The 12,240-nt window shown below is 59.8% G+C and carries 13 protein-coding genes; 8 read left to right on the top strand and 5 right to left on the bottom strand.

Features of this window, described 5'->3' with window-relative positions:
- Window positions 1–58: 58 nt before the first annotated feature.
- Window positions 59–301 carry a DUF1652 domain-containing protein gene (locus JJN09_RS07720; protein WP_249486602.1) on the top strand — a complete coding sequence of 81 codons (243 nt, stop codon included), beginning with the start codon at window positions 59–61 and terminating at the stop codon, window positions 299–301.
- A gap of 1 nt (window position 302) precedes the next feature.
- Here the strand turns inward: JJN09_RS07720 and JJN09_RS07715 are convergent, their stop codons facing one another.
- Complete coding sequence (locus JJN09_RS07715; RefSeq protein ID WP_249486601.1) at window positions 303–665, bottom strand: NUDIX hydrolase; 363 nt, start codon at window positions 663–665, stop codon at window positions 303–305.
- A 186-nt stretch (window positions 666–851) separates the two neighbouring features.
- Window positions 852–1,091 carry a hypothetical protein gene (locus JJN09_RS07710; RefSeq protein WP_065259780.1) on the bottom strand — a complete coding sequence of 80 codons (240 nt, stop codon included), beginning with the start codon at window positions 1,089–1,091 and terminating at the stop codon, window positions 852–854.
- Between the two features lie 230 nt (window positions 1,092–1,321).
- Between JJN09_RS07710 and JJN09_RS07705 the strand changes: the two genes are divergently transcribed.
- Window positions 1,322–1,657 (top strand): hypothetical protein, encoded by a 336-nt coding sequence (locus JJN09_RS07705; protein WP_249486599.1) that lies wholly within the window; start codon window positions 1,322–1,324, stop codon window positions 1,655–1,657.
- A gap of 79 nt (window positions 1,658–1,736) precedes the next feature.
- On the opposite strand, the gene JJN09_RS07700 is transcribed toward JJN09_RS07705, so the two are convergent.
- Window positions 1,737–2,285 carry an Rrf2 family transcriptional regulator gene (locus JJN09_RS07700; RefSeq protein ID WP_249486597.1) on the bottom strand — a complete coding sequence of 183 codons (549 nt, stop codon included), beginning with the start codon at window positions 2,283–2,285 and terminating at the stop codon, window positions 1,737–1,739.
- A 337-nt stretch (window positions 2,286–2,622) separates the two neighbouring features.
- Here JJN09_RS07700 and JJN09_RS07695 point away from each other — a divergent pair, with 337 nt between their 5' ends.
- The 5 genes from JJN09_RS07695 to JJN09_RS07675 all read left to right on the top strand — a co-directional run bounded on the left by JJN09_RS07695 (window position 2,623) and on the right by JJN09_RS07675 (window position 8,629).
- Complete coding sequence (locus tag JJN09_RS07695; protein ID WP_249486595.1) at window positions 2,623–3,828, top strand: NAD(P)/FAD-dependent oxidoreductase; 1,206 nt, start codon at window positions 2,623–2,625, stop codon at window positions 3,826–3,828.
- A gap of 291 nt (window positions 3,829–4,119) precedes the next feature.
- Window positions 4,120–4,632 (top strand): formaldehyde-activating enzyme, encoded by a 513-nt coding sequence (fae, locus tag JJN09_RS07690; RefSeq protein WP_007950493.1) that lies wholly within the window; start codon window positions 4,120–4,122, stop codon window positions 4,630–4,632.
- Between the two features lie 10 nt (window positions 4,633–4,642).
- Window positions 4,643–5,677: an aldo/keto reductase gene (locus JJN09_RS07685; RefSeq protein WP_249486593.1), complete on the top strand. Its 1,035-nt coding sequence runs from the start codon at window positions 4,643–4,645 to the stop codon at window positions 5,675–5,677.
- Window positions 5,674–7,107, top strand: coding sequence for an NAD-dependent succinate-semialdehyde dehydrogenase (locus tag JJN09_RS07680; protein ID WP_249486591.1), 1,434 nt, complete (start codon window positions 5,674–5,676; stop codon window positions 7,105–7,107). The genes JJN09_RS07685 and JJN09_RS07680 overlap by 4 nt, the downstream gene beginning before the upstream one ends.
- Window positions 7,108–7,264: 157 nt before the next feature.
- A complete protein-coding gene (locus tag JJN09_RS07675; RefSeq protein ID WP_249486589.1) occupies window positions 7,265–8,629 on the top strand; it encodes an MFS transporter in 1,365 nt (454 codons plus the stop codon).
- A 211-nt stretch (window positions 8,630–8,840) separates the two neighbouring features.
- On the opposite strand, the gene JJN09_RS07670 is transcribed toward JJN09_RS07675, so the two are convergent.
- Window positions 8,841–9,716, bottom strand: coding sequence for a LysR substrate-binding domain-containing protein (locus tag JJN09_RS07670; RefSeq protein WP_249486587.1), 876 nt, complete (start codon window positions 9,714–9,716; stop codon window positions 8,841–8,843).
- Between the two features lie 219 nt (window positions 9,717–9,935).
- A complete protein-coding gene (locus tag JJN09_RS07665) occupies window positions 9,936–11,114 on the bottom strand; it encodes a hypothetical protein (protein WP_249486586.1) in 1,179 nt (392 codons plus the stop codon).
- A 185-nt stretch (window positions 11,115–11,299) separates the two neighbouring features.
- On the opposite strand from JJN09_RS07665, the gene JJN09_RS07660 reads away from it, so the two are divergent.
- On the top strand, window positions 11,300–12,232 hold the full coding sequence (locus tag JJN09_RS07660; RefSeq protein ID WP_249486584.1) for a LysR substrate-binding domain-containing protein: 933 nt from the start codon (window positions 11,300–11,302) through the stop codon (window positions 12,230–12,232).
- Window positions 12,233–12,240 lie beyond the last annotated feature (8 nt).

The raw sequence follows: 12,240 nt of genomic DNA, 5'->3' as shown, positions 1-12,240 counted from the left end.
AAAAAGCTCATCTATGCTCAATCGATCGACCGACCCATCGCCCGCGAGACGTCCGCCCATGCTTGCCATTGCCGACATTTGTCGCATCGTCGAATCCGGCTTTTCGCCACTGTTCTGTGACTGCACCGAAACAGGGCAGGGCTTGTTGCAGATCAAGGTTTACGAACCGGGCAGCGGGCGTGTCGATCTGTTGCTCAACGGCGTGTCACCGGAGCATCTGGTCACCATTCGTGACATCTCCAACTTCATCGGTGAGTTGCGCACGGAAATGAGTGCCGGGCGCCGGGCTTTCGCCGGTTAGCTCAGAGGCGGCGCTGAAAGGCGCGGACGATTTTCAGGGTCGCGTCACTGATGCTCAGATTCTGCACCGTATCCAGCGGATGCCAGATGCAATCGATGATTTCGTTCTGTGGCCGTACTTCATCAATATTCAGCACCGACGCCTCGTAGACGTGGTGGCGCGTGCTGCCAGCCTCCAGATCCATCAGATACAACATGCCATCGGTGAGCAGACCGGTTTCTTCCTGAAGTTCACGGCTCGCGGCTTCGGCCCCGGTTTCCCCGGGTTCGACTTTACCCCCTGGCAAGTTCCAGCGGCATCGGGGTTTGCGCACCAGGAGAATGTGTCGATCCTGCTCGCAGATGATGGTTGCACGTACTTTCATTTGTTACCCGATTGCCGTTTGTCATAAATCGGTCATGAAAATGCAATATTCAAACCATGCCTTGATTTAGACGCGCTTGTGATGTCTGAGTGGTCGCCAGGTGCAAAAGTGCCAGACACTTGACGCCCGCGGTCATCATCCCAAATGAAAAGCCCCGGATTGTCCGGGGCTTTTTGTTGTGGGGTTTCAGTGGACTTTCGTTCGGCTGATGGCGCGGGCCTTTACTTCCCTGGCATAGAGTTGCAGACGTTCTTCATCGCTTTGCAGCACCTCGCAGGATCTGAGCACCGTTTGCGCATCCGCTTCGTTACCGGATTTGCGCAACTGCTCGGCAATGCGCTTGAGGTCGACAGCCGACCATCGCAGATCCGATGCAACGCTTTGCAGGTCACGTTGAAGTTCGTGTTCGTATTCATTGAGCCGCATGATCACCTCCGGAACATTCTCGGTAAAAAATAGTAGTCGCATTTTCCGGGAGCAGGGCAAGCGGTTCGGGTCATTGAGCTGAACGGGTGCGAATCAGCTGCCGTTGGTCGGAGCAATTGTCTGCTGCGGAGCTGACAACGCCGGTTTTCGGGGAACCAAGCAATGCGCCATGATGGATGTTCGAACAGTTACAGGGTAAATTCGCGTTTTTTTCAGACGAAGGATTCATTATGCGGATGTTGATCGGGGGCCTGTTGATGGCAGCGTTGGCCGGTTGTTCACTGCCGGCGTCTCTGGTGCCGGGCGAACCGAACTTCAGCAAGATCAGTGGCAAGGCTCCCAAGGACTACGCCGCATGTGTATTGCCGCTGTGGCAGCAGGACATTCCCAAGACCTCGCAGGTCGCGATTTCCAACGGTTACAGGATCAAGGCGCCGAGCATCGTCACTGCCGATGAGATTCTCGATGTCGTGAAATACAAGGATGGCAGCCGCGTGTCTCTGTATCAGGGGCCGCCATGGGCCAAGTCCGGCTCGTTGCGCAAGTCGGTACGCGATTGCCTTTAAAGGCTGTGTGATTGAAATGACAAAAAGCAGAAACCGGGTGATCGGTTTCTGCTTTTTTTTGCCTGTCGGCCGCGATTGCTCAGTCGGTGATGTCGGTGAGCGGGATGCCCGAACCGCCGGTCTTCTTTTCACGACGATCCTGAATCCAGTTTTCCACCTGACTGCTGAACTCTGCCGGCGCCTTGCGGCCGACTTTTCTGGCGATGTCGAGAATGGTCTGCTGGGCGAGGGCTTCTTCCATGCGCTTTTGCGCAACCATCATCGCCCCGTGGATCGAGCACGTCCCGTCGACGGCCCACTCCGGGGGTGTGCCGTCGAACAGCGCGCAGCGCCCACGGATGTCGCGGCATTCGAAAATGTTCTTCGGGCCATCGATGGCGTTGACGATGTCGAGCAGGGTGATCTCATCCGCCGGGCGCGCCAGCGTAAAGCCGCCGCGTACGCCGCCGGTGGCCACCACCAGTTTGCCCTTGGCCAGTTTGGTGAAGATCTTCGCCAGGTAATCCAGCGGCACCCCTTGCAAGTCTGCCAGGTCGCGCACGCTCGCTTCGCGACTGTCACCGCCGCTGCCCACCAGAAACGCCAGGCAATGAATGCCGTACTCGACGCCCGCACTGTAAAGCGACATAGCTATCTCCGACTGTAATTGTCGTAGATGTTAGCAGGGTAATTCGTGACGGACAAATCTGAGGAGCCCCTGAGTCTTCGCCTTAAAGCCCTTTTATTCTCGATGTGTAGCGATTTGTAAGGATTGTCTGTCGTCCGGAGAGGCCGTGTTAGCTATCGAAAATTTCGATTTGAATGATCGTATAATCTGACTTGTTGGATATAACGGCGACCAATAGAGTCGCCGTTATCCGGTGAGCAGCGTTCAGCGCTTTCATAAGCTACAAGCGTGCCGACTCCCGATAAGCATGAATTCTTGAACCTCTTTCTACGACTCGGCTTCGGGCCTGGAGACAACAATGAAACAGCACATTCTGGTCATCGGCGCAGGTTTCGGTGGCATGTGGACGGCACTGAGCGCCACGCGTCTGGTGGACATTCACAACCGGGACAACATCGATGTGACCGTGCTGGCGCCGCAAGCAGAGTTGCGCGTACGTCCGCGTTTCTACGAGCCGAATGCCCACACGCTGGCTGCGCCGCTGGGCGATCTGTTCGACGCGGTGGGTGTCAACTTCATCAAGGGCGCTGCGAACACCATCGACGTGAGCGCTAAAACTGTGGGCTACACCGATGCCAATGGCACCGCTCAGGTGTTCCACTACGACAAACTGGTACTGGCTTCCGGCAGCGGCCTGGCTCTGCCGGACACCCCCGGCGTAGCAGAACACGCCTTTGACGTTGACCAGATCGAAGCCGCGATTCGCCTGGAAAACCACCTGAAATCCCTGGCCGATCAGCCTGCCAGCCCGGCGCGCAATACCGTAGTGGTGGCTGGCGGCGGCTTCACCGGCATCGAAACCGCAACGGAAATGCCGGCACGTCTGCGGGAAGTGCTGGGCGAGCAGGCTGGCGTTCAAGTGATCATCGTCGACCGTGGACAGAAAGTCGGCGCGGCCATGGGCGAAGCCATCAGCGTGTCGATTGCCGAAGCGAGCACAGCGTTGGGTGTCGAATGGCGACTGGGTGTGTCGGTGCTGTCGGTCGATGAAAACGGCGTGACCCTGTCGGACGGCCAGCGCATCGCGGCAAAAACCGTGGTCTGGACCACTGGCGTGCGTGCCAGCTCCCTGACTGAGCAGATTCCTGCCGAGCGTGATCGTCAGGGGCGCCTACATGTCGATGCACACCTGAAAGTCATCGGTCAGGACGATATATTCGCCACCGGTGACGTGGCTTATGCGGCCACCGACGATATCGGTAACTTCGCCTTGATGACCTGCCAGCATGCGATTTCCCTCGGTCGGCATGCCGGCAACAATGTCGCGGCGCAGATTCTCGGTGTCGAGCCGACGCCTTACAGCCAGCCGAAATACGTGACCTGCCTTGATCTCGGCGCCTGGGGCGCGGTGTACACCGAGGGTTGGGATCGTCAGGTGAAACTGGTGAAGGAGGAGGGCAAGTCGCTCAAGACCCAGATCAACACCCAATGGATCTACCCGCCGGTCGCTGACCGCGCCATCGCGCTGGCGGCTGCGGATCCGATGATCCCCGTCGTCGCGTAATCATCGCAGTCTGAAAAATCCCGCTCCCGAGCGGGATTTTTTTTGCCGCCACAAAAGGCTATGACTAAAAGTCATTGCCCCATGATTTTTAATGGTTACGGGTGCCTCGATACCCGGTGTTAAAAAATCGCAAACACAGCTCATCAATAACAACCAGAGAGCGTTTGCAGCCATGTCCCGATTCTCCCTTCGCGTCTCCCCCCGTCCGTTATTGATCTCGTTGGCCATTCGGCCCACGTGAGCTGTTGATCACCCCAAAAAATCCCTCTGCATCGCAAAGAGTAATGACTGATGAAAGAACTCGACCTGTACATCGGTGAAGGTTTCGAAGGCCCGGGCGTGAACGCCGCGCACATCAATATCCTGATCGGCCCGCGCAACGGCCCGGCGGGGCAGGCGTTCGCCAATAGCCTGGCATCGCCGAGCCAGGGCCATTGCCCGTTCATGGTGATCGCCCAGCCGAACATTCCGGTCAAGCCGATGACCTTGTACGTCAACAAGGCTGCCATCAGCAGCGACCTGCACGGCAACGCGACGTGGGGCGCTTCCCAGGCCGGTATTGCCAAGGCTGTACTCGAAGCGCTGCTTGACGGCACGCTGCCGCCGGAAGCCGAAGACGAATGGGCCATCGTCACCGCCAACTGGGTCAACCCGGCCTGCGATGACCTCGATGCGGTCTACCTGAACAACTACAACGCCTGCCGCACCGCGATCCGCGCCGCCCTGACCGGCAAGCCGGAAACCGCGCAGCTCAAAGATGTGGTCAACCACATCAGCAACCCTTTCTACACGCCAAAAGCCTGAGGGCCGCGCCATGCAATACATCCGTTTGGGCAACTCCGGCCTGCAAGTTTCCCGCCTGTGCCTGGGCACCATGAACATGGGCACCCCGGACTGGAAACCGTGGATCTTCAATGAAAAACAAAGCGAGCCGATTGTCGCTCACGCACTGAACAACGGTGTGAATTTCATCGACCTGGCGGACTTCTATTCCGCCGGTGTCGGCGAAGAAGTGGTGGGGCGCATCGTCAGGCGTCTGGCCCGTCGCGAAGACCTGGTGATCACCACCAAGGTCGGCTACGGCACCCGCAACGGCATCAACGCCAGCGGCCATTCGCGCAAGCACATCATGGACAGCATCGATGCCTCGTTGAAGCGTCTGGACATGGATTACGTCGACGTGTTCATGCTGCATTACTTCGATGTGAACACCCCGGTCGAGGAAACCATGGGCGCACTGAACGACATCGTGCGTTCCGGGAAGGCGCGTTACATCGGCGTCTCGACCATGCTCACCGGCCAACTGGCGAAAATCCTCATGGCCTGCGAGCGCAACGGTTGGGTCAAGCCGATCAACATGCAGTTGCAGTTGAACTGCGCCTACCGCGAAGAAGAGCGCGAGATGATTCCGTTCTGTCGCGATCAGGGCATTGGCGTGTCGGTGTTCAGTCCGCTGGCCCGTGGCCTGTTGACTGGCGATGTGCAGTCGACTCGCAACCAGACCGACTTCTTCACCCAACAGATGTACAGCGACGAAGCTTCGTTCGAAATCGCTCATTCGGTGCAGCGCGTGGCCCGTGCCCGTAGCGTGTCGAACGCGCAGATCGCCCAGGCCTGGGTCGCCAATCATCCAGGCGTGGACTGCATGCTGGTCGGCGCTGACACCACCGCGCAGTTCGACAGCGCACTGGCGGCATTGGAAACCAAACTGGATGCCGAAGAACTGCACGAGCTGGAACGCAACTACACCCCGTGCGACGTGATCAACGATTACACCGCCGGCAAACGCATCCTGCGCACGGCGCGTCCGGGGCTGGAGCGCTTCATGTTGCAGGGAGCGGTGGCATGAGCGGGTTGATTCGTCACGGCAACTTCATCGACGGCCAATGGGGTTCGGGCGGCGCCACTTATCCGGTGCGCAACCCGGCCAATGGCGAGGTGATCACCGACGTGCAAAAGGCCGGCGCCGAGGAAACCAACCTCGCCATCGAAGCCGCCAATCGTGCCCTGCCGGCGTGGCGCAAGCTCACCGCCAAGGAGCGCAGTCAGCGCCTGAAACGCTGGAGCGATCTGATGCTCGCCCACCAGCAGGAACTGGCCACCTTGCTCAGCCGCGAACAAGGCAAACCGTTGGCCGAAGCGAAGGGCGAAGTGGTCTACGCCGCCAGTTTTCTCGAGTGGTTCGGTGAAGAAGCCAAGCGTGCCTACGGCGATGTGATCCCGAGCCACAAGGCCGATGCGCGGATCATCGTGACCAAGGAAGCCATCGGCGTGGTCGCGGCGATTACCCCGTGGAACTTCCCGCTGGCGATGGTCACCCGCAAGGTCGGCCCGGCGCTGGCGGCGGGTTGCACGATGATTCTCAAGCCGTCGGAAGAAACCCCGCTGTCGGCATTCGCTTTGGCGGTACTGGCCGAGCAGGCCGGGATTCCGGCCGGTGTGTTCAACATCGTCTCCGGCGATGCGGTGGCCATCGGCGGTGCGCTGCAAGCTTCAAGCGTGGTGCGCAAGCTGTCGTTCACCGGCTCGACCCGTACCGGCAAACTGCTGATGCGCCAGGCCGCCGACACCCTGAAAAAGGTCTCGCTGGAACTGGGTGGCAACGCGCCGTTCATTGTCTTCGACGATGCCGACATCGATGCGGCCGTCAAAGGCGCGATGGCCTCGAAATTCCGCAACACCGGGCAGACCTGCGTGTGCGTCAACCGCTTTTTCATTCAGGACGGCGTCTACGAAGCCTTCACCGGTAAGCTGGCCGAAGCCGTGGCGGCGATGCGCGTGGGCAGTGCGCTGGACGGTGACACCGAGCAAGGTCCGCTGATCAACGCCGCCGCGCTGGCCAAGGTCGAAGCCCACGTCAGCGATGCGCTGGAGAAGGGCGCCACGCTGTTGTGCGGCGGTCGTCGTCATGCCCTCGGCGGCACGTTCTACGAGCCGACCATCCTCACCGAAGCCAACGGCGACATGCTGATTGCCCAGGACGAAACCTTCGGCCCGGTGGCCGCGTGCTTCCGCTTCAAGGACGAAGCCGAAGTGCTGGCGCGCGCCAACGACACACCGTTCGGTCTGTCGGCGTACTTCTACAGCCGCGACATCGGCCGCGTCTGGCGCATGGCCGAAGGGCTGGAAGCCGGGATGGTCGGCATCAACGAAGGGATCATCTCCACGGAGGTGGCGCCGTTCGGTGGCATCAAGGAATCGGGCCTTGGGCGTGAAGGTTCGAAGTACGGTCTGGATGACTATCTGGAGATCAAATACCTGTTGATGGGCGGTCTCTAGACCTCCCCGAACCCTGTGGGAGCGAGCTTGCTCGCGATGGCGTTGGGTCAGTTGATATTTCTGTTAACTGACACTCCGCTTCGCGAGCAAGCTCGCTCCCACAATGAACTGCAAGAGCTTTCCGTTTCTCCGTCAATAACAACAATTGGAGACGAACATGTCCGCTCAATCCGTAAAGATCGATGACCTGCCCATCGGGCGCTTCCACCTCAAGATCGCCGGCCTGACCTTCGGCGCGCACTTCACCGACGGCTACATCCTTGGCCTGATCGGCATCGCATTCACCTTGCTCAGCCCGCAGATGCAGCTCGATGCGTTCTGGCAAGGCCTGATTGGCGCGTCGGCGCTGATCGGCCTTTTTCTCGGCAGTCTGTTTTTCGGCTGGATCTCGGACAAGGTTGGCCGGCAGAAAATCTTCCTGGTCAGTTTCGTGCTGATCACCATTGCCTCGGTGATGCAGTTCTACGTCGAAACCGCCATGAGCCTGTTCCTCTGCCGGGTGCTGATCGGCATCGGTCTGGGCGGCGATTTCAGCGTCGGCCACGCGATGCTTGCCGAGTTCGCACCGAAGAAACATCGCGGCGTGTTGCTGGGTTCGTTCAGCGTGATCTGGACCTTCGGCTACGTTGCGGCGACCTTCGTCGGCACCGCGATGCTCAGCCTCGGTGACGATGCCTGGCGCTGGATGTTGGCGTCGTCAGCGATCCCCGCCGCGTTGATTCTGATCGCCCGAATCGGCACACCGGAATCGCCGCGCTGGCTGGTCAATCAGGGGCGCATCGCCGAGGCGCGGGCGATCGTCAAAAAACACCTGGGCGACAACGTCGAACTGGACGAGACCCAATCCACGGAAACCCGCTCGGGCTACGCGGTGCTGTTCAGCCCCGAGTATCGCAAGCGCACGGCGTTCAACTGCCTGTTCTTCGTTTGCATCGTCATGCCGTACTTCGCCATCTACACCTTCCTGCCGTCGATCCTGCAGAAGATGGGCCTGGCGGAAGGCTTCGGCACTGAACTGATGCTCAACATGCTGCTGATCCTCGGTGCGTTGATTGGCATCTGGTGCACGATCAAATTCACCCGACGCGGGTTCCTGATCAATTCGTTCATCATTCTGGCGGTGGCGTTGTTTCTGTTGGCGGTGTTGCCGGGCAGCGCGGCGTGGCTGATGGTGCTGGTGTTCGGGCTGTTCACGCTGGTGCTGTCGGCAGTGAGCAATCTGGTGGGCGTGTTCCCGGCGGAGAGCTTCCCGACGGAAGTGCGGGCCAGCGGGATTGGCCTGGCGACGGCGGTGAGTCGTCTGGGTTCGGCGGTCAGTACGTTCCTGTTGCCGGTGAGTGTGGCGGGGATTGGGTTGAGTCCGACCATGGGGATTCTTGCGGCGATTTTGGCGGTTGGTGCGTTGCTGTCGTGGGCTTGGGCGCCGGAGACCAAGGCGTTGACGTTGAGTCAGGCGTGTAAGGCGCAGAGTCCGGTGGAGGGGACGGTTGGTTCTGTCGTAAAGGTGGCTTCGTCGGTCTGAAGTCGATGGGGGGCGGGGCGGTATTGATGCGTTGTGCCTCAGAGCCACCCCTCACCCCAGCCCTCTCCCCATAGGGGAGAGGGGGAAAGGGAGCAGATCTTCATGGTTTTCCAGGCCTGAGTTCGGCTCGATGGGTCAGGTCGATGTATTTCTCATAAGCACCTCGGTCAGTTCCCTCTCCCTCCGGGAGAGGGCTAGGGTGAGGGGCTTTTCAGGGGTTAGACACAATGCCGAGCCATTCGGTAAACAGCTTCACTTTCGACAACCCCTGCTTGTCATTCGCCACATCCAGCCAATACCCATAAGGGCCGATCACCTCAATCGGGGTGATCGGCAGCAGGCTGCCGTTGGCCAGTTCCTTTTCGATCATCTGCCGGTCGATCACCGCCAGGCCGCCGCCGGCCAGCGCGGTATGGATCACCTGGTCCAGGGTGCTGAATTCCAGCCCTTGCCCGGCATCGATGTCATCCCGGCCCATGGCCGCCAGCCAGTTCTCCCAGACCTTCAGACGCTTGCCATCGTGCAGGATGTGTAACAGCGGAAACTCCCGCAGATCCGGTGGCTGGTCACCGTTGAACAGCTCCGGGCTGGCCACTGCGATGTGCCGTTCCATCACCAGCAACTGGCTGGCGCAATGAGGCGCCGCCGCGAGGCCGAAGCGGATGTGGCAATCGACTTCCGTGAGGCTGTCGTGGCCGATCTGGTTGGTCACGCTGAGGTTGATGTCCGGGTAGCGCTGACAGAATGCACGCAGGTGTGGCGACAGCCAGCGCGTCGCCCAGGTCGGCGGTGCGAGCACTTTCAAGCGCTGGCGCAGATTCGGCACGCGCACAGCTTGCAAGGCACGTTCGATGTGGTCGAAGGCCTCGGCCAGATGTGGGGAGAGGTTACTGCCGGCTTCGGTCAGCGACAGCCCTTGAGGCGTGCGCACGAACAGCGCCACGCCGAGGTAGTCTTCAAGCTGTTTGATCTGGCGACTGACCGCACCTTGTGTGACGTTCAGCCCGATGGCAGCCTGGCTGAAACTGCGATGACGGGCGACTTCTTCGAACACGCGCAAGGTGTTGAGCGAGGGCAGTTGACGCATGGAGGCGGGACTCCGGATCGGGCGGTTTATTGTTGTTTTGAGAGGGGCCTATCTGACTATCGGTGACGGGTGGATGCAAGTGTTGTTTGAGCAAACGCCATCGCTGGCAAGCCAGCTCCCACCAGTATCAAGGTGACCACAAATATTGCGGCCGCCATCAATCCTGTGTGAGCTGCCTTGCCAGCGATGACTGACTTTCAGGCGCTGAAAGTTCGAACGTCAGAAGTAATACCCGACGTTCACATACAACTGGTTCTCCCACTGATCCAGCCCACCCGCGCCAAGGCTCTGGGTGTAGCTGCTGCCACCGATATACGGATCGTTCTTGCCGAACAGCCATTCCGTGGCCACCCACAACTTGCTGACGGAGAACGAGGTGCCAAGAATCATCCGCTCGGAGGTTTTGAACCCGCTGGCAGACTTGTCGAACGCGCTGTAGTTGGCGTACAGCTTGATCCCGCTGACCTTATCGAACAGGTATTTACCGCCGACGTCGTAACTCAGATCGGCCACGTACAAATTGCCGCGACTGGCCACGTTGTAAGTGCCGTCGTAACCACCGAGCGTCACCAGTTCATCGGGGCCGGCGTTGCGCGGCGACATCTGCTGTCGCGCCGCCTGCAACTGCACACCCCACGGGCCGTTCTTGCCCATGTAGTGCACGGCCACAGCGTTGCGCCGACCGTCATTGTCGGTGTCCTTGTTTTCGAGGGTCGAGGTCAGGCCGGAGATCCCGACTTCTGACTTCCATGCCCCCAGATCCAGCGACCTGGCCACGCGCAGCACCACGGTGTTGCGTTCCTGGTTGTCACTGCCATCGGCCACGTAACTATCGGCCCCGGATACGACGCTGGAGTAGGTCACGCCTTTGCTGGTGCCTTTGCCTTGCCAGGCCGGACGCAGGTAGTAACCGGCCTGAAGGTTCCAGTCGCCGCTTTGCTGGATGTACTTCGCGCCGACCTGTTGCACGTCTTCCAGGCCGATGACGTTGCCCAGGGTTTCGTAGAAGGTGCTGCCGAAGTACGGCTGCAAGCCGAACGGTACGGTGTTCAGGCCCACTTGCACTTGCTGGTCGGGATTGAACTTGTAGCCGACCCACGCGAACTTGGCGAAGCGGATGTCGCCGTAATTCTTGGTGTACTGGTACGGGTAGGAGCGACCGTAGAAGCGGTACTGCGCCTCACCGATCCACGAATCGGAGTTGTACTTGGCGCTGAGGAACACCGTGTCGAGGCCGAACTTCTGAATATCGCGATCCGGGTCCACGTCCCAACGGGCACGAATGGCGCCGCCAAGGTCGAGATTGTCGGTGACTTGTACCGCCATGGCCGGGGCGGCAAAGCTGCAGAACAGAGCGATGGAGGTTGTGCGCAGGCGCATAGAGGCTGGGAAGGGCATGGAGCGGCTCTCGATTGTTTTTATTAGAGATGCCGCGCAGTTTTGCCATCTACGGGGTGTTGAACAAACGATAAAAACGGTGGGGAAACCTGCATCGAATGCATGTTACTCAGAAAATCCTGTAGGACAATTTGCCAATGTCGTGGGATGCTTTGCGCCTTGTCAGTGGTTTTCGAGTGCATTGTATGAAACGCAAAATGCCCGGCCTGAATGCACTCAAAGCATTCGAAGTGGCCGGCAGCACCGGCAGCTTCACCCGCGCCGCCGAGTTGCTCAATGTCACCCAGAGCGCGGTCAGTCGTCAGGTGCGGCAACTGGAAGAACAGCTCGGCGAGAGCCTGCTGGAGCGTCGCCATCATCATCTCGAACTGACCGGCGCCGGCAAGATTCTGCTGCGGGCGCTGCATCAGTCGTTCGACAAGATCGAGCTGACGGTGCGCAGTATCCAGCAGAAAACCCACGCCAACCGCTTGCACATCAATGCGCCGCCCACCTTCACCAGCCGTTGGCTGATGCCACGTCTGGGGCGCCTGCGCGAGCAGCATCCGGAACTGGAACTGAGCATCACCACCCGTTTGCAGGACAGCCTCGCGGAAACCAGCACCCTCGATTGCGCGATCCGTTTTGGCGACGGCGAGTGGGACGGGCTCGACAGTTCGCTGCTGATTCAGGAACGGCACATCGCGGTGTGCGCGCCGACCCTTTATGCGCGGGAGGGCGGAGATCAGAGTATCGATCTCAATCGCCTGACGCTGCTGCATGTGCTGGCCCGCGAGGACCAGCGCTACCTGACCTGGAAACACTGGCTTGACGCGGCGCGGATCAGCGGCGTCGATACTCAGGGCGGTTATGAATTCGATCTGCTGGATCTGGCGATTCAGGCGGCGGTCGATGGTCTGGGGATTACCATTGCCGACTGGCACATGGTCGCCTCGGAGCTGGCCAGCGGGCAGTTGACCCAGGTGCACAACGTCCATGTCGAAGGGCACCAGTCCTACTGGCTGGTGACCCGTCCGGAGCAGACGCAGATGCCGCAATTGCAGGCATTCAGTCAGTGGTTGCAGGAAGAGATCTGGCTGGCGCAGCGCCAACTTGAGCCTTCGAAGGCGATGTTCTGAGTAACGTG

Origin of the sequence: Pseudomonas sp. HS6, assembly GCF_023375815.1 — a bacterium.
Lineage (GTDB): Bacteria > Pseudomonadota > Gammaproteobacteria > Pseudomonadales > Pseudomonadaceae > Aquipseudomonas.
This window is presented reverse-complemented; position numbering and strand designations above follow the sequence as displayed.